22 protein-coding genes are annotated in these 25,128 nt (G+C 38.0%); 4 read left to right on the forward strand and 18 right to left on the reverse strand.

The genetic code is table 11. From position 1 onward, the window contains the following. Window positions 1-45 precede the first annotated feature (45 nt). Genes G3I01_RS05945 through G3I01_RS05955 form a run of 3 tightly spaced genes read right to left on the reverse strand, consistent with a single transcriptional unit; the run spans window position 46 to window position 1,469 of the window. The gene (locus G3I01_RS05945; RefSeq protein WP_347709001.1) at window positions 46-336 is read right to left on the reverse strand and encodes an antibiotic biosynthesis monooxygenase; all 291 of its coding nucleotides are present in this window, start codon (window positions 334-336) and stop codon (window positions 46-48) included. Next, window positions 333-956 (reverse strand): class I SAM-dependent methyltransferase, encoded by a 624-nt coding sequence (locus G3I01_RS05950; protein WP_219552000.1) that lies wholly within the window; start codon window positions 954-956, stop codon window positions 333-335. The genes G3I01_RS05945 and G3I01_RS05950 overlap by 4 nt, the downstream gene beginning before the upstream one ends. Further along, window positions 957-1,469: a PepSY domain-containing protein gene (locus tag G3I01_RS05955; RefSeq protein ID WP_219552001.1), complete on the reverse strand. Its 513-nt coding sequence runs from the start codon at window positions 1,467-1,469 to the stop codon at window positions 957-959. It abuts the gene before it with no gap. Between the two features lie 231 nt (window positions 1,470-1,700). Between G3I01_RS05955 and ssb the strand changes: the two genes are divergently transcribed. Then, window positions 1,701-2,033 (forward strand): single-stranded DNA-binding protein, encoded by a 333-nt coding sequence (gene ssb, locus G3I01_RS05960; RefSeq protein ID WP_219552002.1) that lies wholly within the window; start codon window positions 1,701-1,703, stop codon window positions 2,031-2,033. 50 nt (window positions 2,034-2,083) lie between these two features. Here the strand turns inward: ssb and G3I01_RS05965 are convergent, their stop codons facing one another. The 9 genes from G3I01_RS05965 to metG form a co-directional block, all read right to left on the reverse strand. Further along, window positions 2,084-4,858: a pitrilysin family protein gene (locus G3I01_RS05965; protein ID WP_219552003.1), complete on the reverse strand. Its 2,775-nt coding sequence runs from the start codon at window positions 4,856-4,858 to the stop codon at window positions 2,084-2,086. Between the two features lie 256 nt (window positions 4,859-5,114). Further along, window positions 5,115-6,887: a sodium:solute symporter family protein gene (locus G3I01_RS05970; RefSeq protein WP_219552004.1), complete on the reverse strand. Its 1,773-nt coding sequence runs from the start codon at window positions 6,885-6,887 to the stop codon at window positions 5,115-5,117. A gap of 22 nt (window positions 6,888-6,909) precedes the next feature. Then, entirely contained in the window at window positions 6,910-7,167 is a 258-nt protein-coding gene (locus G3I01_RS05975) for a DUF4212 domain-containing protein (RefSeq protein ID WP_219552006.1), read from the reverse strand. A 94-nt stretch (window positions 7,168-7,261) separates the two neighbouring features. After that, window positions 7,262-8,164, reverse strand: a complete 903-nt coding sequence (locus tag G3I01_RS05980) for a histone deacetylase (protein ID WP_219552007.1) — start codon at window positions 8,162-8,164, stop codon at window positions 7,262-7,264. A gap of 21 nt (window positions 8,165-8,185) precedes the next feature. Further along, a complete protein-coding gene (locus tag G3I01_RS05985; RefSeq protein WP_219552009.1) occupies window positions 8,186-10,615 on the reverse strand; it encodes a hypothetical protein in 2,430 nt (809 codons plus the stop codon). 270 nt (window positions 10,616-10,885) lie between these two features. Next, complete coding sequence (locus G3I01_RS05990) at window positions 10,886-11,098, reverse strand: hypothetical protein (protein WP_219552010.1); 213 nt, start codon at window positions 11,096-11,098, stop codon at window positions 10,886-10,888. Window positions 11,099-11,146: 48 nt separating this feature from the next. Further along, window positions 11,147-11,758, reverse strand: coding sequence for a hypothetical protein (locus G3I01_RS05995; RefSeq protein WP_219552013.1), 612 nt, complete (start codon window positions 11,756-11,758; stop codon window positions 11,147-11,149). A 39-nt stretch (window positions 11,759-11,797) separates the two neighbouring features. After that, a complete protein-coding gene (locus tag G3I01_RS06000; protein ID WP_219552014.1) occupies window positions 11,798-14,248 on the reverse strand; it encodes a hypothetical protein in 2,451 nt (816 codons plus the stop codon). 129 nt (window positions 14,249-14,377) lie between these two features. After that, window positions 14,378-16,453 (reverse strand): methionine--tRNA ligase, encoded by a 2,076-nt coding sequence (metG, locus tag G3I01_RS06005; protein WP_219552015.1) that lies wholly within the window; start codon window positions 16,451-16,453, stop codon window positions 14,378-14,380. 124 nt (window positions 16,454-16,577) lie between these two features. Between metG and G3I01_RS06010 the strand changes: the two genes are divergently transcribed. Next, window positions 16,578-17,159 carry a hypothetical protein gene (locus tag G3I01_RS06010; protein ID WP_219552016.1) on the forward strand — a complete coding sequence of 194 codons (582 nt, stop codon included), beginning with the start codon at window positions 16,578-16,580 and terminating at the stop codon, window positions 17,157-17,159. Window positions 17,160-17,171: 12 nt separating this feature from the next. Next, entirely contained in the window at window positions 17,172-17,531 is a 360-nt protein-coding gene (locus tag G3I01_RS06015; RefSeq protein ID WP_219552017.1) for a YraN family protein, read from the forward strand. A gap of 100 nt (window positions 17,532-17,631) precedes the next feature. Here the strand turns inward: G3I01_RS06015 and G3I01_RS06020 are convergent, their stop codons facing one another. The 4 genes from G3I01_RS06020 to G3I01_RS06035 form a co-directional block, all read right to left on the reverse strand. Then, window positions 17,632-19,788: a prolyl oligopeptidase family serine peptidase gene (locus G3I01_RS06020; protein ID WP_219552019.1), complete on the reverse strand. Its 2,157-nt coding sequence runs from the start codon at window positions 19,786-19,788 to the stop codon at window positions 17,632-17,634. Window positions 19,789-20,009: 221 nt separating this feature from the next. After that, window positions 20,010-22,076 (reverse strand): M13 family metallopeptidase, encoded by a 2,067-nt coding sequence (locus G3I01_RS06025; protein WP_219552021.1) that lies wholly within the window; start codon window positions 22,074-22,076, stop codon window positions 20,010-20,012. Between the two features lie 186 nt (window positions 22,077-22,262). Beyond that, on the reverse strand, window positions 22,263-22,793 hold the full coding sequence (locus G3I01_RS06030) for a nuclear transport factor 2 family protein (RefSeq protein WP_219552022.1): 531 nt from the start codon (window positions 22,791-22,793) through the stop codon (window positions 22,263-22,265). Window positions 22,794-22,808: 15 nt separating this feature from the next. Beyond that, window positions 22,809-23,387: a hypothetical protein gene (locus tag G3I01_RS06035; RefSeq protein WP_219552023.1), complete on the reverse strand. Its 579-nt coding sequence runs from the start codon at window positions 23,385-23,387 to the stop codon at window positions 22,809-22,811. A 153-nt stretch (window positions 23,388-23,540) separates the two neighbouring features. Between G3I01_RS06035 and G3I01_RS06040 the strand changes: the two genes are divergently transcribed. After that, entirely contained in the window at window positions 23,541-24,500 is a 960-nt protein-coding gene (locus G3I01_RS06040; protein ID WP_219552024.1) for an NAD-dependent epimerase/dehydratase family protein, read from the forward strand. A gap of 53 nt (window positions 24,501-24,553) precedes the next feature. Here the strand turns inward: G3I01_RS06040 and G3I01_RS06045 are convergent, their stop codons facing one another. Further along, a complete protein-coding gene (locus G3I01_RS06045) occupies window positions 24,554-24,748 on the reverse strand; it encodes a cold shock domain-containing protein (protein ID WP_072553653.1) in 195 nt (64 codons plus the stop codon). Between the two features lie 91 nt (window positions 24,749-24,839). Beyond that, the gene (locus G3I01_RS06050; protein ID WP_257710802.1) at window positions 24,840-25,067 is read right to left on the reverse strand and encodes a hypothetical protein; all 228 of its coding nucleotides are present in this window, start codon (window positions 25,065-25,067) and stop codon (window positions 24,840-24,842) included. Window positions 25,068-25,128 lie beyond the last annotated feature (61 nt).

A 25,128-nucleotide genomic window follows, 5' to 3' on the forward strand; every position in this document is an offset into this window, starting at 1 on the left:
CTGAAAAGGTTGCGTATTAAATTGTTTTAAAATGATAATCGCGTTCTACTTTAGTGATCCTGATATGGTATTGTTCGTACCATTTCGCTTTTCCCTGTTTTTTGCAAAAAGATGATCTGCATTGTGTTTCCAATGCTTTATACTTTCCAGATCTTTCCAGTAGGAAATGCTTATCCCAACTTTCTCTCTGGCCGATTCAAAACCTAAATATCCCGGTTGGAGTTTCGCTAATTCTTCCATTTTATCTGCCATTTCTGAATATCCGTCATGAGGGTTGTTCAAGATGGAAGTGAAAATAACGGCGTAATAAGGCGGTTCTGGAGTATTGGCGATCATGTTTTTTGAAATAGTAAACTTAAAATTCGAGGGGTTTGATTTCCATCTTCATCAAACCATTCGTTCAATTTTTTCAATTGAAAACCAGTGGAGTCGGCGGCTTCAAGGAATTCTGAAATATGATGCGTGAAAGTTTCCAGCTCTACTTTTCCTTCTTCGGAATCGAACCTGGCTTTAGAGCCTAAATATTGTTTAAAAGGATGAAGTTCAGAAATAAAAAAGTATCCACCGGCTTTTAGTTGATTATTAGCTAAGCAAAAAATGAAATTAAGATCCTTAATGTGTTCCAGAATAAGATTACAGGTAACGAGCTCAAAATTTCCGGAAGCCCAATCCCAGGTTTTTGTGATATCTGCCTTTAAAAAGGACACATTATTTGAAGTGATCTTCTTTTTTGCCATTTTCAGCATTTCATCTGAAAAGTCCACCGCGAGAATTTTCTCTGCTTTTGTTTGAAACCAGCTGGTGTTTTTACCGGTTCCACAACCCAGTTCAAGGACAAAGCCGAATTCAGTATTTTCTAATACCTCCCGGGTCAGCTTCTGGTCCATGTCGCGGGTCTTGTTCTTGTTAGAATCATATTGGGAAGACCATTGATCATATGCTTTTTCGATACTCATTTATACAAAAAGTAAAATAAGGGTTAATAAAATCCCTCCAATTGTGAAAAAAATTCCTTTTCTAAATATTTTGGTGGATGGCATAAACATCCAGAAGGCAGAAATGACGAAGAATAAAAGGGAAAGCCCAAAAATTATATTCAAAAAGAATAAGGGACGTTTAGTGTTTGCTTTATGAAGTTTGGTTAAGCTTTCCAGGATTACCGGTAACTCCTTCACTTTATAAGTAGCAATTCCGGTAGTTTTATCCAGTTCTCCTTGTTTAAAATAGACTTTGTCAGCATCTGCTTTTTCAATTTTGAAATCACGGATCTTCAAGGTTTTACCAAGTTGCTCTTCACTTAGGTTAGAGGACACTTCTTTTTCGATAGTTTTCTCAATTTTAAAGGCATCTGTGCTTCTGAAGATCAGTACAATTCCGCTAATGGCATACATGGCCATTATTCCTGCCAGGAAAAAACCTAAATATCTATGATATACTCTAATCTTATTACTGATCTTCCGATTATTCATACGCTGATTTATTAAAGTTTAAAAATAATGGAATACTTCTAATTCGCCCTTTGAAGTGGACCGGGTATGAATAAATTATCTAAATAATATTAAAATTAACCGTTTACAAACGTTTGCAAACGAAAGTAAACAGATACAAATACTTTCCAGACGAATAATGCTTGGAGTCGGTCACATCTTTGTCCTGTTGAAATGAACGAATGATTTTCAGCTGCAAAAAATTCTATAGTTATGAGCACTTTAAGAAACACCGTACAATTGATTGGACATGTAGGTAATGATCCTGAAATAGTAAATCTTGAATCAGGAAAGAAACTGGCTAAATTTTCAGTTGCTACCAATGAGAGTTATAAGAACGCCAAAGGCGAAAAGATCACCGATACACAATGGCATAATATCGTTGCATGGGGAAAGACCGCCGAGCTTATTGAGAACTATGTGCCTAAAGGTAAGGAAGTAGGAATAGAGGGTAAGTTAACCAGCAGGAGCTATGAAGACAAAGATGGAGTGAAAAGATATATTACCGAAGTTATTTGCAACGAAATCTTACTCCTAGGTAAGTAGGTGATAATATAGTATAAAAAACCCCCGCTTCTCAGCGGGGGTTTTTCTTTTTATTGATCTACCTGATCTTTCTCTTTCTTAATAGTTTTTGGTTTTATAGGATTTCCATCCACATCGATTTCCACGATCTCATCAAAATCAAGTTCATCTAATTTTTCAGCGATCTTGGCTCTGTCACCAATGATGAACCAGTTCACTTTTTCTGGATCTACCATCTTCTTGCTAACCTTCTGAATATCTTCCGCACTTAGATTTCTTATTTCAGCATCATAAGTTTTATAATAATCGTCTGGTAAGTCATATTTCACCATATTTCTAAGAGACGCATTCACCGCGGCATTGGTTTCCCATTGTCCTGGAAGTGCCAGTACCTGGTTGGTCTTTACTTTTTCTACCTCCGCAGCCGTTGCAGGACGGGTAGTGACGAATTCAGCGATCTCTTTTCTTAGTTCAGTCACAGATTCTGCAGATTTATCGGTTTGTACAGGAGCATATACAAGGAATGGTCTTTCCTCCTTAGTGCCCATTACGAAACCTCCGGCTCCATAAGCCCAGTGTTTATCTTCTCTAAGGTTCATGTTGATTCTGGAAGTAAATTCACCTCCAAGGATATTCACCATTTGTTCCACCGCATATTCAGGATTTTCCCCGTATTTATCTGTTAAATGCCCTGCAATGATCACAGATTGTTGAGATTCCGGACGATCCATCAGGTAAAGGGTGTTCTTGGTATCGGTCTTTGGCTTGGTAAATGTAACCTGCGGCACATCACCTTTTTTCCATTTCCCAAGGGATTTTTCCAGCTGATCTTTTAACTGGTCCATTTCGATATCACCTGTAACAACAAGAGTGGCGTTATTTGGCTTTAACCAGGTGTCGTAGAAATTTACAACCTCTTCCCTTGTAAGTTTTTCTACAGTATCCTCATATCCCGTGCCGGTCTGCGGACCGCTATAGGGATGATCCTCGCCGTAAAGATATTTATTCATTACCCTTAAAGCCATCGTGATAGGTTGAGACTTTTCTCGTTTTATATCATTTAGCTGATCTGTTTTTAACCTTTCAAATTCCTTTTGAGGGAAAGAAGGATTTAGAATCACATCTGAGAATAATTCTAAACTTCCTTCCAGGCTTGGTTTTAAAGTTCTTAGACTTACGGTAGAAATATCCATATCTGAACTTGTGTAAAGATCTGCTCCCAGTAACTGTAATTTCTCGCTAATTTCCAGGGAGTTTAGATTTTCAGTTCCCTCATCTAGCAGGTCCATAGCTAAAGAAGCAGTTCCCGGGCTTGCCATGTAATCTGTCTTGTAACCGGCATCGAACATAAGGTCCATCACGATCGTTGGAACTCCTTCGCGTTTTGCCAATACGATCTCCATTCCGTTTTTCAGGTTAGAACGCTGAACATCGGGAAATTTAGATGGCTTTGCTTCAGCAACTGCAGGAAGCGAAGATCTGTCTACAGAAGTTTCTGTAATACTATATTCCGGGAATGGCTTTGCGATAAGTGTATGCTTTCCTTTTTTAAGCCATTTTTGTGCGGTGGCCTGAAGATCTTCTATGGTAGCATTTTCTACGAATTGAAGTTTTTTCTTGTAGTAATCTGCGTCACCATGATATGTTTCATTAGAAGCCAGGATATCTGAAATTCCGCCAAATCCACCAATTCGCTCCATACCTTTAATAAAATCTGCGAAATATTCAGCTTTTACTCTTTTCAGTTCAGCTTCGGTTGGACCTTCGGCGATAAATTTATTTATTTCTGAAAGCATTTCAGTTTTCACCTTTTCAATATCCACGCCCGGCTTAACGTTCGCCTGTGCAATAAACCTGCTGGCGATCTCTGAAGAAGCCTGATAAGCTCCTGCGCTGCTGGCGATCTGGTTTTCATAGACCAGGTTCTTGTATAAACGTGAATTTTTACCGCTGCTCAGGATCGCAGAAATAAGGTCAAAATGAAGGTCTTCTTTTGAACCAAACTCTGGGCTGTTCCAGGTGTATACCACGCGAGCTTCCGGAACACGGTCTTCATAAACCTGGTAGGTATCTGTAGGATGCTCAGGGATATTTCTTTCCTGTCTTTCAATAGTTGGGCCCGCAGGAATATCTCCGAAGTACTTTAAAACCTTTTTGTGAGCCTCATCTGGAGTAATATCTCCTGCGATAGCAATAACCGCGTTGTTTGGCCCATAATATGACTCGAACCATTCTTTTACATCTTCCACCGTGGCTGCATTAAGATCTTCCATTTCGCCGATCACGGTCCAGGAATATGGGTGTCCTTTTGGATACATGGCCTTGGTAAGGTAATTCCACTGCTGCCCGTATGGTTGATTTTCTCCCTGGCGCTTCTCGTTCTGAACCACCCCGCGTTGTTCGTCAAGCAATTCCTGACTTATCACTCCTTTGAAATGACCCATTCGGTCTGATTCAAGGAATAAAACCTGGTCCAGGGCTGCTACAGGTACATTTTGAAAATAATTGGTTCTGTCTGTATTAGTTGTACCGTTCACATCGGTTCCCCCAATTCTTTCAATAGCCTGGAAATAGTCGTCTTTGAAGTTTTCGCTACCGTTGAACATGAGGTGTTCAAATAAATGTGCAAAACCACTCTTACCGGGTTTCTCATTTTTTGAGCCTACATGATACCAAACATTTACGGCAACAATTGGAGCTTTATGGTCTTCATGAACTAAAAGTGTCAACCCATTGGGGAGAACAAATTTTTCATAGTCGATATTTATATCGTCTGCTTTAAAAGTTTGAGCCTGTGATGAACCTATAATGAATAGGCAGGCCATTAGAAATAGGAATCTTTTCATAATGAATTAATGATTAAAATTGATTAAATGGTGAGTAGGGCTCCTAAATATAGAAATTAAAATATTATCATTCAGCAGGTTGAATTGAAATTGCGTGTTTTTGCAGTAGAAGGCTAGGAAAACGGATGACACTTCCTTGATTTAGGCAACAGGAAATCTAAGAAAATTATATGCTGAGGAAGAAAAATGAGGTACCTCTATGAGATATTTATAATGAGACACCGGAATTTCCGGTGTCTTATTTTATATAAAAACTTTAGTGAGTAGAAGCTTTACCAGCCCCGCCTGGAATTCTTATGTTTTCAACTATTTCCTGAACATCCCGGGGTGGAGGAGGGGTTAGTCTTGAAATTGTTAAAGCCAGAATGAAATTGATCACCATCGCAACGACTCCAAATCCTTCGGGAGAGATCCCAAACCACCATTCAGATGGAGGAAGAGGTTCCATTATTCCCATTAGGCCTGTTTTAAAGAATATCATATAGATTAGCATGATACTTATCCCGGCTACCATTCCTATTATTGCTCCCTGTCTATTCATTCTTTTATCGAAAATTCCCAGGACAATGGCAGGAAAGAAAGATGCTGCGGCAAGTCCAAATGCCAGAGCAACAACTGCGGCTACGAAACCAGGTGGATAGATCCCAAAGATCCCGGCTACAAGAACTGCAACTACAATACTGATCCTGGCATATAATAATTCACCTTTATCAGAGATATCAGGCTTTAACTGTTTTTTGATAAGATCATGAGATACAGAAGTGGAAATTACAAGTAATAGACCTGCAGCGGTAGATAGGGCAGCTGCCAATCCTCCAGCGGCTACAAGTGCTATTACCCAATTTGGCAAATTTGCGATCTCTGGATTAGCCAATACCATAATATCCCTGTCTACATATAATTCATTTTTTTCATCTGATGCATTAGATATTAAACGTTCTCCATGTATGCCTCTGGTATCTGTATATTCGGGTTTTCCATTTACTGCATCAGAATTTCTATACTGTATTTTACCATCATCATTTTTATCTGTCCATGAAATAAGCCCGGTATTTTCCCAGTTTTTAAACCAGACAGGTAGGGTTTCATATGCTTTTTCATTAACCGTTGTAATCAGATTGGTTCTGGCAAATACCGATACCGCTGGTGCAGTGGTATATAAAATAGCAATGAGAAGTAAAGCATATCCAGCAGATTTCCTGGCATCCTTTACTTTTGGTACGGTGAAAAATCTAACAATAACATGTGGTAAACCCGAAGTTCCGGCCATAAGGGCCAGGGTAATTGCAAAAACATCCCAGGTAGATTTAGATCCGTCTGTATATTCTTTAAATCCGAGTTGTGTATGCAGGCTGTCCAGTTTATCAAGTAAGTAAGTGCCATCTTCAACTCTTCCCCCCATACCAAATTGTGGTATAGGGTTACCCGTCATTTGAATGGAAATAAAAATGGCAGGAACCATAAATGCGAAAATAAGTACGCAATATTGGGCAACCTGGGTATAAGTGATTCCTTTCATGCCTCCAAGAAAAGCAAAAACCAACACCACAGTCATTCCTATAAGGACTCCAAAAGTTATTTCTACCTGCAGAAATTGAGAGAAAACAATTCCTACTCCCCTCATTTGCCCCGCTACATAAGTGAAAGAAACTATGAGAGCACAGATCACCGCAATGGTTCTTGCTGAATTGGAATAATAGCGATCCCCTATAAAATCCGGAACCGTAAATTTACCAAATTTACGAAGGTATGGGGCCAATAACAGAGCGAGAAGTACATATCCACCCGTCCAACCCATTAGATATACAGAGCCGTCATACCCGCTGAAAGATATAATACCTGCCATTGATATAAAAGAAGCTGCACTCATCCAGTCTGCAGCTGTTGCCATTCCATTAGCTAATGGGGAAACCCCGCCACCGGCAACATAAAAATCTTTTGTTGAAGAAGCCCTTGCCCATATTGCAATTCCAAAATAAAGAGCAAAGCTTAGACCAACCAAAATCCAGGTCCATACTTGAACATTCATAGATTAAAATTTAATGGAGAAATTATTCGTTATACCCATGCTTCTTGTCAAGGTTATTCATGAGATGGATATAAACAAAGATCAGAATTACAAATACATAGATAGCTCCCTGTTGGGCAAACCAAAAACCAAGCTTAAATCCGCCAAGTCGAATTTGATTAAGTTCGTCTTTAAATAGAATCCCGGCTCCAAAGGAGACAATAAACCATATGGATAAAAGGATCGCCAGGTATTTCAGGTTAGTTTTCCAATAGACCTGTGCATTTGAGCGTTTTTTCATTCGTAAAAAATAAATGTAATATTTACGAATATAACTGCAATAATTTTAAATTATCAATTTTAATGCATAGTTATATGAAAATTGATACGATAAACTAAAAATAGATTTCCTGGGCTAGCCTATAGGTATTGGCATGAGCTTCGATAATAAGTTTTATATCTTTTGAGTAGCCGCCGCCCATACTACATTCCACCGGGATTCCCAGGTCATGGCAGGTTTGTAGTACAAACCGGTCTCTCTCTTTACATCCTGAAATTGAGCAGGAAAGTCTTCCCAGTTTATCCGTTTCAAGAATATCGACTCCGCAGAGATAAAAAATAAAATCAGGTTGTGTCTTTTCAATTAGGTCGGATAGGGTAGACTTTAATTTTTTGAGATACTCAGCGTCTCCTGTCCCGTCGGTAAGTTCAATGTCAAGATCTGATCGTTCTTTTCTAAAGGGATAATTTCCTTTCCCGTGCATGGAAAAGGTAAAAACCGAATCATCATTCTGAAAGATCTCTGTAGTACCATTTCCCTGGTGGACATCAAGATCTACGATAAGGATCTTTTTTGCTAGGCCTTTCTCCTGAAGATATCTCGCTCCAATAGCCTGATCGTTGAGTAAACAGAAAGCTTCTGCGCGGTTGGTATAGGCATGATGTGTTCCGCCGGCTATATTCATGGAAATGCCATTTTCCAAAGCAAAATGACAGGCTTTTATAGTTCCGTCGGCAATGATCTGCTCGCGGTCCACTAATTCCTGCGATAAAGGAAACCCGGAAACGCGAATCTCCTTTTTTGTTAATTCGAGGTTCTTTAATCGCTTTACATAATCTGCTTCATGAACTTTCAAAATATGGGATTCCTCCGGAAAGTCCGGCTCAAAGAAATTGTTCTCGTCACAGGTGCCTTCATGTAAAAGCTGTTTTGGTAGCAGGTCATACTTTTCCATTGGGAAACGATGCCCTTCTGGTAAAGGATGCTTATAGATAGGATGATTGGCTATTTTTAGCATTAGCCAAATGTAACAAACCTGCTAATTAATTGAAATAGATTTCACATCATAGATCAGATCACCACTTGCAGTAAACCCTTCAATGATCATTTTAAAATCAACCTGAGGTTTTTTAAAGCTTATACTTATATCTTCATCCTTTCCAGCAACCAGATCACTTTTCCAATCGATGACACCATATTGTTGAAAGAATTCATCTCGCGTATTTGAATATTTTGGAACATAAAATTTTTTGTTCACCGCATAGGAAACTGGAAATTCAAATTTTTGAAGCCTGTTCCTTGTAGATTTATTTTCTGCGCCAACGTTAAAGTCAGTATATATTTTGACAGTTCCATTAGATCCCATTAAACCTTCGCCAAATCCTCGCCTATTGATTACGACGTAGTCTACCATATCCATTGAGTATTGATACAAAATTGTTTTGTCAAATAAGGGCATATCATCCAGGTAATATAACATGCCTCTCTGTCTACTTAAATCATTAGTAAGATTATTACTTTTATTTCCCTCTGATCTATTGGAAGGATGAATCGAGAAATTTGTTGGAGATTTGTTTAAAACAATCCTTTTAGATAATAAATATTGATCCAGGGTTCGGAATAGTGATCTATCTTCCTCACTTAGTACATCAACTTCATTCCAGACTGCAGTCTTATTGATAAGTTTTCTTTCCCGGTCTAGCTCTTTATTAACAGTTGTTTCTAATAATACTTCATCAAGTTGTTCTACCGCTTTTCCAAAATCATTGAATTGGAAAAAAACAGGATCAAGCTTGCCTGCATAAAATAGAGATCTTGGGGCAAGACTTTTCCCTGAATGTTTAAAATCTTCAATGTGATTAGGAAAGAATTGCACGGAAAGACCTGCCGGAATAAGCTTGTCATTGTTTTTTACCCTTGAAATAAAAAGATTTTCGCCTTCTACCGGTACAATACCCTCAAAAATAAAAGAATCCTTGTCTTCAGGAACATCTACAAAGGTTGGCGGATTGGTAGCGGAAGCATGGATCAAAAATTTACGATCCTTGTCTCTGTTATTATTAATTTCTGCCTTTAGATCTACATAATTTTCGAATCCATAATTGATTTCCCTGGATCCTTTAAAAATGTTTCTCCAGTCATAACTGCTCCATCCCTGGGTTAATAACAAATTATCCAGAGCTTCTTTTTTTGTTTCATCGATATCTTCAAAATACCAGGAAGCATTTTGGATAGTTCCCCTTAAATGTGGTTGTAACATCAAGTAAGAAATGATATTGTGATTTCGCTTATCTGAAATGGTTTTTTCCGGTAAAATGGAGATGCTTAAGAAAGTACTGTCAGCGATCTTACCCGTGGGCAGGCTTAATTGAATTGAATCTTTTCTATTCTGAATAATAGGTTTGTCCAGATCCACGACTGGCAGGTTTTTATGATTGAAGATCAATCTTTCGGCCACCGGCTTCTTATCTTCATCGAAAAGCGTAATGATATTAACTCCAGATTTTAATTCTTTATATGGAACCGCAAGTAATACCGAAGTCTCCTGGTCGAAAAGCACCTCGTAGGCAATTAGACCTTTAGTATTCTGGATGGTTAATAGTAAGGGACTACTGGAAAATGATTCCTGTGTTTCCAAATTCGTATTTAAAAAGATCTCGACTTCCTTTTCCTTATTATTGGTGTTAATGGTCACTCCGCGTCTTTCGATCTTCGTGGATATTGTTTGAGAAAACTCCCGGCCTTTTAAGTTTATAAGTGCCGTGTATTGTTCAGAAACATCCGGAACAAAGGAAACCTTTCCTATCCCAAATTGATTAAGGCTGGTGTAACCTACCATTTTATTATCCTGATTCAGAATTCTAACGTTGGCATTGGAAAGTCCGTAGCCAAGACTATCCTTGACCACAATGCCTAGGTTATTGACCACATTGCTCAAAAGATGTCCACTTTCCGGCAGAAATTGCGCGTCAATTTTTTGAAGCTGATCGGTCTTTTTTTCTTTGAAATCAAGATCAGATTCCAGGATCTGAATTTTCTCTGTAAAGAAATTTTGCTGGTCAAAATTGCGCATCCAATTGGTAAAGGCGGTGATCGAGTAGGTTCCTTTGGTAAAGGTGGAATCGATATCGAAGGTGTTGGAAGCAGAACCGTTCTCAACTAGCAACATTTTTTCCTTGACCACTTTATCATTAGAATCCTTGATCTGTACGTATAGATTGGTTGTTTTCAGGGAAGGCTTGAAGTCCTGCTGAGTCACAACATAAGCCGAAAAGCCTAACTGTTCCCCCTGTAATAATATGGATTTGTTTAAATGCAGGTAGGCAGTTTCTTTTGGAGTAGATTGAAATTCGATGAGTTTTTCCTGAATTTCCTTAGAATTGTCCTGTGCGTTGATTGATTGGTGAAATGAGAGACTGAAAATAAATAGAAATGACAGGCCGGTTTTTGCGAGTAGAAGTTTTTTCAAAATGGTTAGTTTTGGTTGTGTTAGGTTTTTTGATGAACACAAATAACCTGCCAAAATTAACGGTTGCCTCTAAAAAATAACATTGATGTAAATCCTGTAAAAGCGAAAATCTTTTAATATTTATCGCTATTTGTTGTTTTTCAATTATTTAAACGGGATTTTTTCGAGCTAACTTGATCTAAATATTTTATAATAATAGTTTTCATGATGCATCGATTTCATTCAAAATGATGGCTGGACTTTCTTCTTTTTCAACATATTGTGAACCTGCTAATTAACTGAAATAGATTTCACATCATAGATGAGGTCGCCACCCGCGGTAAAACCTTCAATGATCAATTTAAAATCAACTTTCGTTTTTTTAAAGCTTATACCTTCATCCTTTGCAGCAACCAAATCACTTTTCCAGTAGATGACGCCAAATTGCTGAAAGAATTCGTCAAGTGTATTTGAATATTTTGGAACATAAAATTTTTTGTTCACCGCATAGGAAACTGGAAATTCAAATTTCTGAAGCTTGTTCCTGGCAGATTAATTTTCAGCTGTGAATGAATTTGTATACCGGCTAAAAGCTAGATCTTTTATCTGACCATCACTTTTCCTAAGTTTTACATTACATATTTCGTTGTTTGTACTATTTCTGAAGAAAAAGAAATATTCATTATTCTCTAAAGGTTGAACAGATTTCTCCGCACAATTCCATTCCAATTCAATTTCAGAATAATCTTTAAAAGGTACCTGGCCTACGAATATCGTGAAGCAATAATCCTCTTCCTGAGGTGAACTAGCCGTCTTTTTCTCATTGAGTAAAATAAAACAATGGTTCTTATGAAACATTGATTTGGAACCATTCCCATTTAATTTAGCATAACTTATAAGATTCTTGTTTCCATCCAGAAATCCGTAATAATGATCTTTATTTAACTTATATATGAGCCCCGTAAAGCTAGAATCAATTTTTTTACTTAAAACTAAGTCAATATCCTTTATTTCATTTGGACTTGTTTTCTGCGAATGATATTTATAAAGAATAGCTTCATATTTTTCATCGGTGTATTGATCATTTTCATTACAACTCATGAAAGCCATAAAAAATAATATTAAAATTCCCCGGAATAGGCTATTTCTGTTTCTGATATTCATAAAATAATTTTTAGTTGGTTTTTATGGAATAAATAGATGTCAATTTATTGATACAGATTTCACCTCATAAATGAGTTCACCTTCAGAGGTAAACCCTTCAATGATCAATTTAAAATCAACTATAGGCTTTTTAAATGCTATACTAATATCCTCGCCCTTACCGGAAACGAGGTTGCTTTTCCAATCGATGACACCATATTGTTGAAAGAATTCATCTCGCAAATTTGAATATTTTGGAACATAAAATTTTTTGTTCACCGCATAGGAAACTGGAAATTCAAATTTTTGAAGCCTGTTCCTGGAAGGTCCTTTAGTTGGGCTTACATCAAAATCTGAATATATCTTGACATAGCCGCCACTTCCCAGGAAGCCAGTACCCATTCCAGATATATTGTATTCTATATAATCGACTTTGTATAAAGGGTATAGGTAGAACATTGCAGTGTCGAACATGGGTATTCCATCCAGGTAGATAGTTACATTAGTACCGACTCTACTTGGATCAGAAACCTCACTGAAATCAATGGGATCAACTTCATCCGTTTCACTAAATAACCCAGAGCCGGTACCCCGAGAGATCGGGCTTTTTACATTTAATTCCTTTGGAGATTCTTCTACTAAAAACCCTTTAGAAATCAGGTACTGACTAAGAAATTGATACATATTTATATCATCATCATTTAGAACATCAACCTTCCCATAACTGAATGCTCCTAGTTCTCTCTCTCTTTTAATTTCTTTATCTACCACAGCATCTATCTCAACCACTTCCAGTTGTTCTATGCCTTTTCCAAAATCATTGAATTGGGAGAATACCGGATCGGTTTTTTGTGAATATAGATGTGACTTCGGTAACAGACTTTCCCCGGTGTGCTTAAATTCTTCAATATGATTTGGGAAGAATTGTAATGAAAGTTCAGCAGGGACCAGTTGATCGTTCTTTTTGATCCTGGATATAAATAAACTTTCACCTTCTATTGGCTTGATAGCTTCAAAAGTGAAAGAATCCTCACCTTCGGGAACCTCTACAACGGTTGGAGGATTGGTAGGGGATGCATGGATCAGGAATCTTTGATCTCCATCTTTTTTGTTATTTGAAATTCCTTTAAAATCTACATATTTTTCAAAATCGTGATTGTAACCCTGTGTTCTATTAAACACTTTCTGCCATTCATAACTGCTCCAACCCTGGGTGAGGAGTAATAGATCGAGAGCAGCCTCTTTTGCACTATCAACTTCTTGGAAATACCAGCTGGCATCTTCAATAGTTCCATTTACAAAAGGTTGTAACATCATGTAAGAAATGATATTATGGTTTCTGTGATCTGAAATGGTATTTTCCGGCAAAATAGATACACTCAAGAAAGTACTATCAGCGAGCTTTTTGGTAGGTATCGTCAATCGAAGAGAATCGTTTTGATCTACAACTATTGGTTTCTCAAGCTCCTCTACTTTTAAGTCATTATAATTGAAAAATAATCGTTCGGCTACGGGTCTCTTGTTCTTGTCAAATAAGGTGATAATATTTATTCCAGAATTTAAATCAGTATAAGGGACCGCCAGGCTCATGGCAGTTTCATCGTTAAAAGTTACCTGATAGGTAATGGCCTTTCCCGGGTTTTGTATGGATAATATAAAAGGGTCTTTTCCGAAGTTCTCTATTGTTTCTGAATTGGTATTCAGGACAATTTCCATAGCATTTTCTTTATTCTCTGTAGCTATCAGAATGCCCTGGTCTTCGATCTCAGTTTCAATATTTTCAGTGAAATCGCGGCCTTTGTAATTTATTAGAGCAACATATTCTTCCTCTATTTTTGGGGTAAAGGAAAGACTGCCAATACCAAACCGATTCAATTTCGTTTCTCCTATAATCCGATTCTTTTTATCCTTTATTTGAACACTGGCATTAGATAAACCGTAGCCTAAACTATCTTTTATTGTAATTCCCAGGTTATTTACTGTATTCTTTAATAGATGTCCACTTTCAGGTAAGAATTGCGCATCAATCTTCTGAAGGTTATCAATCTTTTTCTCTTCAAAACCTAAATTGCTTTCAACAATTTGAATCTTTTCAGTGAAAAAATATTGCTGCTTGAAATTGCGCATCCAATTGGTAAAAGCCACGATGGAGTAAGTTCCATTGGCAAAAGTAGAGTCTATATCAAAGGTGCCTGCACCAGTACCACGATCTATCAAAAGCATTTTTTCCTTTATAATAACATCGTTGGAGTCTTTAACCTGTACATACAAATTGGTAGTTTCCAGCGAAGGCTCAAAATCTTTTTGAAGCATCACATAAGCCGAAAACCCCAGCTGTTCACCTTTTAAAAGAATTGACTTGTTAAGATGCAGATAAGCAATTTCTTTTGGGGTGGAATGGAAATCTAATAGTTTATTTAATACGTCCCCTTGATAATTCTGTCCGGTAGCATTTTGAAAGTTAAAAATTAAAAAGAATAGGAGAAAAGCGGGGGAGTATTTACGAATCATAAAGTCATTATTATTAATAATGACAAAATATGAAAATATCAGGAATAATTAACGGTTACTTATAAAAAAAACCCTCCGAAGCTTCTATTTTAGTATTGTTTCGGAGGGTTATTAATATATATACTGAAATTAATTTATCGTAGTTCCGTTTTTTACACCGTCTTCATCCGGATTAACAAATACCAGTTTTCCTTCCGCGTTTTCGGTCATTAAGATCATTCCTTCACTTTCTACTCCGCGTAATTTTCTTGGAGCAAGGTTTACCAGGACGGTTACTTTCTTACCGATGATATCTTCGGCCTTAAAGTGCTCGGCAATTCCAGAAACAACGGTTCTTTTATCGATGCCCGTATCAACCTTTAAAACCATTAATTTTTTGGTTTTTGGCATTTTTTCAGCTTCGATGATGGTTCCTACGCGAAGATCCATTTTGGTGAAATCTTCAAAAGTAGCGATCTCTTTCTGAGGTTCTGCTTTTTGATCTTCCATAGCATTCGCAGTTTTCGTAGCTTCTAATTTTTCCAGTTGTTTTTCCATTTGTTCATCCTCGATCTTGCTGAATAACAATTCGGCTTTTCCAATTTGATGCCCTGCAGGGATCAATGCCTCTTTGGTTCCGATAATATCCCAGTCTGGTGTATTATCTGAATTCTCATCCACATGATTCAGCATCTTTTTCAGTTTCGCTGAGGTGAATGGTAAGAAAGGTTCACTAATGATAGATAGGGCAGAAGCGATCTGAAGTGCTACATACATAATGGTTTTCACCCTTTCCTCATCGGTCTTGATCAATTTCCAAGGCTCCTCATCAGCAAGATATTTATTACCCAGCCTGGCCAGGTTCATCAATTCTCCCTGGGCTTCTCTAAACCTGTATCTTTCGATCGAACTTGCGATAACCGAAGGATATGCTTTTAGTTCAGCAACTGTCTTTTCATCAACTTCAGAATAAGTTCCCGGTTCTGGAACAATTCCGTTGTAATATTTATTGGTTAGAACCACCACCCGGTTAATGAAGTTTCCGAAGATGGCTACCAGTTCATTATTATTTCTTGCCTGGAAATCTTTCCAGGTAAAGTCATTATCTTTAGTTTCAGGAGCGTTGGCCGTAAGCACATATCTTAATACATCCTGTTGTCCAGGAAAATCTTCAAGATATTCATGAAGCCAAACCGCCCAGTTCTTAGAAGTTGAAAGTTTCTTCCCTTCAAGATTCAGGAACTCATTAGCAGGAACATTTTCCGGAAGTATAAATTCTCCGTGTGCTTTTAACATCACCGGGAAAATGATACAATGGAAAACGATATTATCTTTCCCAATAAAATGTACCAGCTTGGTGTTTTCATCTTTCCAGTATGGTTCCCAGTCCTTGCCTTCTCTTTCAGCCCATTCTTTGGTAGAAGAAATATAACCTATAGGCGCATCGAACCACACGTAAAGAACTTTACCATCGCCGCCTTCAACAGGCACCGGAATTCCCCAATCCAGATCACGGGTTACCGCACGGGCACGTAGTCCATCGTCTATCCATGATTTCACCTGACCATAAACGTTAGATTTCCAGTCGGCTTTATGACCTTTAAGGATCCATTCTTTCAGGAAATCCTCATATTGATCTAAAGGAAGAAACCAGTGACGGGTTTCCTTTAAAGTTGGAACTGCACCGGTAATGGCAGATTTTGGATTTATAAGATCTGTTGCGTTCAGGGAAGTTCCGCAGCTTTCACACTGGTCTCCATAAGCTTCTTCATTGCCACATTTAGGGCAGGTTCCAGTCACGAATCTATCGGCCAGGAATTGTCCCGCTTCCTCATCATAGAGCTGCTTGGTAGTCTCCTCAATAAATTTACCATCTTCATACATTTTTTTGAAAAATGCCGAAGCGGTATCATGGTGGGTTTTGCCTGAAGTACGCGAGTAATTGTCAAAGCTTACCCCAAAATCTTCAAAGGATTTTTTAATGATCCCGTTGTATTTATCAACTACATCTTGCGGAGTTACCCCTTCTTTTTTTGCTTTGATGGTAATAGGCACTCCATGCTCATCACTACCACAAACAAAGGCCACATCGTGCCCCTGCATTCGTAAAAAACGGGAATATATATCTGCCGGAACATAAACACCGGCTAAATGTCCAATATGAATAGGCCCGTTGGTATAAGGTAAGGCCGCTGTAATCGTAAATCTCTGAGGATTTTTGTTCATTATTCTGTGTCCTTTTTTAAGAGCCGTAAAGTTAAGCAAAGACGTTCGATTACGCGTTAAATTCTTGCAAAAGGCAAATGAGCTGATTAATAACTTTCTACTTTTACCTTAAATAAAAATTGAAATGCGTAAAATAATCCTGATCGTTGCCGTGATATTTATGGCTGCCTGTAATTCTGCAAAAAAAGGAACTTCTGTCGGTACGGCAAAGTATACCGTGGAAAATCTTGGTAAGATGAGTGCTGCCGATATTCAGAAGAATTATCCCGATGCGAATATTGAACAGGGAACAGATCTATTTGAAGAGGGCACAGATGAGCGGCCTTTCACTATTCTATATCCGGGAACTGAAAATGAATTACATATCACCTGGCAGGATAAGAACAGAACCGAAATTCATGACCTTCGATTTTCGAATAACGGAAAATGGAATTCTGAAACCGGAGTAGATATTGGAACCACCTATGAGGAACTGAACAAAATGAATGGGAAAAAAGTTTCATTTTATGGTTTTGGCTGGGATTACAGCGGTGCTGTAGACTGGAATGGAGGTAAACTTGAAAAAAGCGGGTTAAGGGTTTTTCTGACTCCTACAAAAGAACCTTCTAATAAATTTTACGGAGATAAGATCATTGAGGCTACACCCGAGGAGATCGAAGAACTTGATCTAAAGGTTGGATTGATCATGATCAATTACGCGATCTAAAATTGAAAAATCATGGCAGATCATAACGAACTTGGAAGAAAAGGGGAGGACCTGGCCGTGGAATATCTTCTATTGAAGGAATTCGAGATATTAGAAAGGAACTATAGACACCAGAAGGCTGAAATAGATATTATCGCCAAAAGGGGGAACACGCTTATCGCCGCTGAGGTGAAGACCAGGAGTACTCCAGAATTCGGGAATCCGCAGGATTTTGTGAAACCAAAACAAATTCAGCAACTGGTAAAGGCCATGAATCATTATGTTGAAGAATCTGGCCTGGATGTAGATGTTAGATTTGATATCATTGCCATTGTAAAAAATAAGTCAGGTCAGAAAATTGAACATATTCAGGATGCATTCCTATATTTCTAAGGACTGTATTCTTTAACTCAGAATAAAACGACCAGGATATAACTGCTATTTATTGCAACTATATTCTGGTCATTTTTAATCTATAGCCGTTCTGTAAATTTTAAAGTTCAATTCCCATTTGATCGAACATAAAGTAGTACTGGTATAATAGCTTATCTGTATTATCTTCTGGAGATAGCGCGCCGCCATGGCCTGAGCCGGGAGTAACATATAAATGATAAAGGCCAGAAGGATCTGCAAGCTCCTGTAATTTTGCCAGAAATTTATAGGTATGCAGCGGTGGTACCCTATCATCTGTATCTCCGGTTATTAAAAGGGTATTTGGATATCTCTCTCCTTTAGTGATATTATGAAGAGGGGAATAAGCTTTCAAATTTTTATAATCTTCCGGATTTTCTGGAGACCCAAACTCATTAAGATTGAGACTAACTCCACCTACAGTGAATAAGTTAAAGCGTAGCATATCGTAAGGGCCGGCTTCCGCGATAACGGCTTTGAACAGATCTGGACGTTGTATTGCTGAGGCTTCCACCAGTAAGGCGCCATGAGATCCGCCTGAAATAACCAGTTTATCTGGACTGGTGTATTTGTTATTTATTAAATATTCCCCTGCTGCGATAAAATCTTCTATTGCTTTTTGCTTGTTAAGCCTTCTCCCGGCTGCAGCCCAATCGCTTCCATTGGCGCCACCACCTCTTATATTAGGTACAGCCATAATACCCCCATGAGCAAGTAAAAGTCCGGTAGTATTTCTGAAGAAAGGCTCTACTGTTTTTCCGTAGCCTCCGTAACCATACATCAGTACAGGATTATTACCATCTAGTACCGTATTTTTATCACAGGTGATATACATGTCTATTTCCGTCCCATCTTTTGAGGTATAGGTGACATATCTTGTTTCCAGATTTTCGATATCATATGGAACAGAAAGTGATTCTGTAGGTTTAAATTCGAGTGTATTTAGATTTAATTGATACTGTGTGTTTGGATGATAAAAGGAACTAATACTAAAATTGGTGATCTCTGCTTCATCTGATGCTTCATAAAAATGATTCAATTTCTTACCCTTCGGGAAATCTATCTTACGTAGCAGTTCCCCCTGCATGTTATGAATAAGAGCGATGTTCTGACCATCTTTCCTATATACACAGGCAAGTTTATCTTTTCCCAGCTTATTCACGTAATGCAGGTTGATGTCGTATTCGGGAATGAATTCACTTAGCTTATTAGGAGTGTTCAAATTGGCCAGAAGGACTTTTCCGTTTGGAGCACCTATGTTGGTCCTTAGGAAAATAGAATCATTTTTGGTGTGGATAATCTTTAGTTCTGTTTTATCATCTGAAGGATAAACGAGAAATCTTCTAGGTTGAAAATTTTCTTTATTAAGATCGGCAATTGAAATAGCCCGGTACCAGGTTCCCCGCGATTTAATAGAATGATATAACCTCAACTGTTCGTTCTCGATATCATATCTAAAACCATTAGTCCCGGTAGTATCCGGATTTTTATAAACGGTTTCCGGTGTTGCCTGGTTTTCCTTTAAAGAGAGCTTATATAAAACCTGACCTTTCGCTTTATCCAGAAGTTCTCTGCCTTTTTCCGGTTTATTATATGCCGGATAATAAAGATCCCTGCCATTCCATTCAAAGTTTGCTCCAGTCCTAATATTTTCCAGAACATAGGGAAATTGAGTTCCGGTAGTTAGATCATAAATATATCCTTTTGCCCAGTCACTTCCATTTAATGAAACCGCGATAGCCAAGAGATTCTCACTTTCATTAATGCTCGTGCTACCGTAAAGAATATGATCCGAATTATTTTCGGCTAATTCTTTCCCGTTAATGAGCTTTTTCCAGTTCTTTTTATCTTTAAATTTATATAGGAAATCCATCGATCCGGTATAGGGATTCCAATCCGTTTTAGTGTCGAATTTAGCTTCAAATTTTGAATCAAGTTCTACATAATCATCCGTCTTTTCCCTTCTTACATTATGGTACATTGATGCAATTTGAGATCTAAGATCCCATACCCTGGTTTGTTTACTGGATTGAGCTTTAGTAAGCTTTTCCTGTTCTTCCAGCCAGTTCTGTAGATCTGGATGGTCTGGATCTTCCATCCATTGATAAGGATCCTCAATGGTTTCCTGAAAATAGGTGTTGGCAGTTGTATCTTTTGGAGCGTCGGGATAATCATAGGTTTTCTGGCAATAGATATTCATTCCCGATAAAATGAATAACACGGAGGCAAAATATTTCATTATGGTACTATAAGTTTGTATTCAAGGGAATACCTGCGCTTGGCTTAGGTTTATAAAATTCCCGGTAAAACTAAAAAAATAAGGTAAGGAAGGAAGGTTTTGATGTAAAAAATAACTGTTAGGATTGTTAACGATAGGTCAGAAACTTATCCAAATGGAGATATTTAAAAACTAAAAAAGGCCGGTTTTAGCCGGCCTTTTAAATATATCTATACTGGCAATTACCAGATCCTAACTCTTTCTTCAGGCTTCACATACATAGGGTCACCTTCTTTAATTACGAAAGCGTCATACCACGCATCTATATTCTGAAGTGGCACATAAGCTCTGTACATTCCCGGAGAATGTGAGTCTGTTTTGATCCTGTTTCTCAAGGCTTCTTCTCTCATTTTTGTTCTCCAAACTGTTGCCCATGAAAGGAAGAAACGTTGCTCTGGAGTAAATCCATCGATCTCTCCAGGATTACCGTTTTCATTTAAGTGGATCTGCAGACCATCATAAGCTGCATTCACACCACCAAGATCTCCAATATTTTCACCTAAGGTGAATTTACCGTTGATGTAAACACTGTCCAGTACTTCTATTGCGCTGTACTGCTCGGCAAGTTCACTACCAAGTCCTTCAAACTGCTCAAGATCTTTCTCTGTCCACCAGTTGTTCAGGTTTCCTTCAGCGTCGAAACGAGCACCGCTATCATCAAATCCGTGAGAGATCTCATGACCAATTACAGCTCCAATTCCACCATAGTTTACGGCAGCATCGGCTTTATAATCGTAGAAAGGCGGCTGTAGGATAGCTGCCGGGAATACGATCTCGTTGTAACGTGGATTGTAATACGCGTTCACAGTTTGCGGAGACATAAACCACTCGGTCTTATCTACCGGCTCACCAAGATCTGCCATGTTTTCAGCTACTCTCCATTTCTGTGCGTTCAGCATGTTCTGGAAATAAGAACCACCTTCTTCAGGGCTCTGGATCTCAAGTTCGCTATAATCTTTCCACGTGTCAGGATAACCTATTTTCACATTGAAAGTACCAAGTTTTTCAAGAGCTTTTTTCTTAGTGTCTTCGCTCATCCAGCTTAGGTTATTGATCCTGTTCTCGTAAGCTTTTAGAATATTGTCCACCATTTCCTTTGCCGTTTCCTTAGCTTGTGGAGGGAAGTGCTTTTCTACATAAAGCTTACCAAGAGCTTCACCAAGAACACCATTAATAGTGCTTAAAGCTCTTTCATTACGAGGTCTTTGTTCTTTAGCTCCACGAAGGGTCTTGCTATAGAATTCCCATGATTCTTTTTCAAGATCTGTAGATAGTGAGGAAGCCGCACTGTTGAAAAGGTCCCATTTAAGGTATGTTTTCCAGTCTTCAACAGAATTTTCAGCAAGAAGGTCCTGCAGAGCTTTCATATATTCTGGCTGTGAAACGATGATCGTATCAAGATCTTTCGCTCCAATTCCTTCAAAGTATGAATTCCATTGCATGGCCGGAGTGATCTTTTGTAATTCTGCAACCGTCATTGGGTTGTAGGTTTTACGCGCATCACGGCGCTCTACCTTGTCTAAACGAGGCTCTGCAAGTCTAGTTTCAAATGCAAGAATGGTCTCAGCAGCTTTTTTTGCATCCTCTTCGGTATAGTCTATATACTGAAGCATGTCTGAAATATATTCCTTATATTTTTTTCTGGTATCCTTCGAATCTGAATCGTCCAGCAGGTAATAATCTCTTTCTGGAAGGCCTAATCCAGATGGATTAAGGTAAGCAGCATTCATATCTGAATTCTTGCTATCTGCACCAACTCCAAAAGAGAAAAATCCTGCACTACCATATTCGCTCATTTCAACAAGAAAAGCCTGAAGATCTTCTTTAGACTGGATCTTATCTATTTTTGCCAGGTAAGGTTTCACAGGTTCAACTCCCTGCTCATTTCGTGTCACGGTATCCATTATACTTTTGTAAAGAAAGACCGCTTTTCCCTGATCTGTAGACGCATCAAGACTATCGCTTTCAGCGGTTTTTTCTAAAAGGGCAAGGGCATCTTCATCTGTTCTCTGGCGTAATTCGTCAAAACTTCCCCATCTGGTACGATCATTAGGAATCTCTGTACTGTCCAACCAGGCTCCATTCACATAACGGAAAAAGTCTTCCTGAGGAGTAGTGGTAGTATCCATATAGGCAAGGTTAATCCCATGGATCTCTTCTTTCTCTTCAACTTTCTTGTCATCGTTACAAGCCGTAAAAAGGCCTGCTCCAAGAACAGATACAAAAAGAATTCTGTTTATTTTTTTCATTGTTTTATATAATTGTTAGAAAATAAAGTCGCTAAAGTAAAAAAATGGCCAAAAAATCAAAGCTATTTTTGTTTGAATTTAGCTTGTAAGGAGCTGTTTCTCAAAAATTGAGCAGAAACTGTTATACATGAAAAACAGGGCTTCAGAAGAAAAACTGAACGGCTGAAGAATAAGAAAGAATATAGTTTAGTTGTTCTTTAATTTTTGAATGAGATCCTTATCAAACGCAGCTTTAATTTCAGTGATCTCATCTACATTGTCATTAGGAATAGCAATTGAAAGTACATAGTGACTGATTTTCCATTTACTATTTTCTTTGGTGAGTACGCCAGATCCTCTGCATATGCCCATGTGCGTGTCCAGCAATTCATCGAACCAGGCGACCCTTAGGTTTTCATGAACATAGATATTTCGTTCTACAGGAGTAAAGCTCCATGCTTTACCAGCGTCAAAATAAGGTTTCGAGAATTTTTTGAATTCCGGCAGGTTCCAGTTCTCGGTAGCATCGGTGCCAATAAAAATGGCATCATTGGTCATTAGATCAAAGTAATCTTCAAAATCAACTTTTGCTGCGGCTTCATGCCATTTATCGACAGTTTTGGTAACTTTTTTTTTAACCGCATTGATGTTTTGCTCAGTATTTTTAACCTGTGCATGCATTCCTGAAAGGGAAAAAAGTAGTAAAGCGAAAACGCTTAAAATTGTCGATCTATTCATTGGTTGAAATTTATATTAAGATACCGTTTTCTCATCATTTCCTGATGTTTCCAAACTATCCATTTGTTTTTCCATTTCTTCAAAATCATCCAGTTCTTTTTCAAATTCCTCCAGGGTTTTCAGGAAGATCTCGTTCATTTGAAGTTTAAGGTTATTGAATTCCAGGTGCAATTCTTTTGAAGTCTGTGCGATATCTTCTGCATCTGGATCCTTTCTTCCGGAATATTGTTTTAGAAGCTGAGCCTTTGTGTTCACTACATTAAGTCGCGCTTCAACCGCTACCGATTTTAAACTGTCTGGCACTGAATTTTTAAGGGTTTCCATGATCTGGGCGATAGTCCCGGCGTTATTCTTAACTTCATTTATTGTGGCATCTTCCAGTTTATTAACCTCGTTTTGCGCAGTGATAAACTCAACCCAGTTCAAAGCAAATTTTTTTGCTTCGGGCTCTAATGCGTAATTTTGATCTTTAATGCTCAATTTTTTCTGAAATGCCGTAGTGTCTTCTAGATCTCTGGCAGAATTATCGGTATCCTGGTCGGTTTTACAGGATATTATTGTGAGTATAAATAACAGGTAAATAAACTTGTTCATATGGAAGATTCAATGTCCTACAAAGTTATTCATTATTTGCTGATCTCTTCAGAATAAAAATGCATTGAAGAATTCATAACAGATAACGTCAAGAAAATACTAAGATTACGATTTCCTCTTTATAATTAAATATATTTGCAAAAAATTTAATTTATGGCCGGAAGGATTTTGATAATCGGTGCCTGCGGACAAATTGGTACTGAACTTACGCTGAAGTTAAGAGAAATACACGGGAATGACCAGGTGGTCGCCAGTGATATTAGAGAAGGAGCAGAAGAATTGATGCAATCGGGTCCATTCGAAATATTAAATGCTACAGATGAAGCTCATATAAAGGAGATCGTAGAAAAGTATGAAGTGAAGGAGGTTTACCTGATGGCTGCCATGCTTAGCGCTACTGCTGAAAAAGCTCCAATGAAGGCCTGGGATCTTAATATGGATTCACTTTTTCATATCCTGAATCTGGCCAAAGATGGAAAGATCGATAAAATATTCTGGCCTTCTAGTATAGCGGTTTTTGGTCCCAGTACTCCTAAAGATCAGACTCCTCAAACCACGGTTATGGAACCTACGACCGTTTATGGAATAAGTAAACAAACCGGGGAAAGATGGTGTGAGTATTATTTCAGAAAATTTGGTGTAGATGTAAGAAGTATAAGGTATCCCGGAATTATTAGTTATAAAACACTGCCAGGTGGAGGAACAACAGATTACGCAATCGAGATCTTTCACGAAGCTATAAAGAATTCAAAATATACCAGTTTCCTGGCTAAAGACGCTGCGTTGCCTATGATGTATATGGACGATGCAATAAAGGCGACCGTAGATATTATGGAGGCGCCTGCGGAAAAGGTTAAAGTTAGATCTTCCTATAACCTGGCCGCGATAAGTTTTACTCCTGAAATCCTTGCGGACGAGATCAAAAAACATATCAATGATTTTGAAATCACTTATGAACCTGATTTCAGACAGAATATCGCTGAATCCTGGCCTTCTAGTATAGATGATAGCTCTGCCAGAGAAGATTGGGGATGGACGCATGATTTTGATCTTGATAAAATGACCACGACCATGCTGGAAGGGGTTGGAAAGACTCTTAAAGAAAAAGCATAACATAAAAAAAAGCCGCTTTTCAGCGGCTTTTTAATTTTCTCAGAAAAAATATATTATTCGATCACGCGTACTTCCGTAGCATTCACTCCTTTTCTTCCTTCTGTTTCCTCGTACTCAACGCGGTCACCTTCCTGGATGGTTTCTCCATTTAAACCGGTGATGTGTACGAAAATGTCTCTTTTAGTGTCGTCGTTGGTAATGAATCCATAACCTTTAGATTCATTGAAAAATTTTACTGTGCCTTGCATAAAAATAATAATTAATAAAGCACAAACATAATAGATAAAATTTTAGAATCCGCTGAAAATCAGAATTTTTTATGATTTTTTTTGTCAGAGTTTAGTCAATTCCTTTATCTCTCATTTTTTTCATATTCTCCTCAGACAGAGTGTAATCCTTTAATTTTTTTCCTCTCCAGCGCACTATTAAAAAGATTGGCATTAGGATAAATGCACTCACCAGAACCGAAATTCCAATAATTCTATCGCCGGTCAAAACATCATCATTTAACCTAAAATAAAATCCTACAGCGATGGCTATTAAAATTGCTATTCCTAATATTTTCATAAAAATTTTCATCGATAATAAATATTTTGAGTTTGTGTTACTTCCGGAAGTGAAGTATGCA

The sequence above is a fragment of the Gramella sp. MT6 genome, from assembly GCF_019357415.1.
Taxonomy (GTDB): Bacteria; Bacteroidota; Bacteroidia; order Flavobacteriales; family Flavobacteriaceae; genus Christiangramia.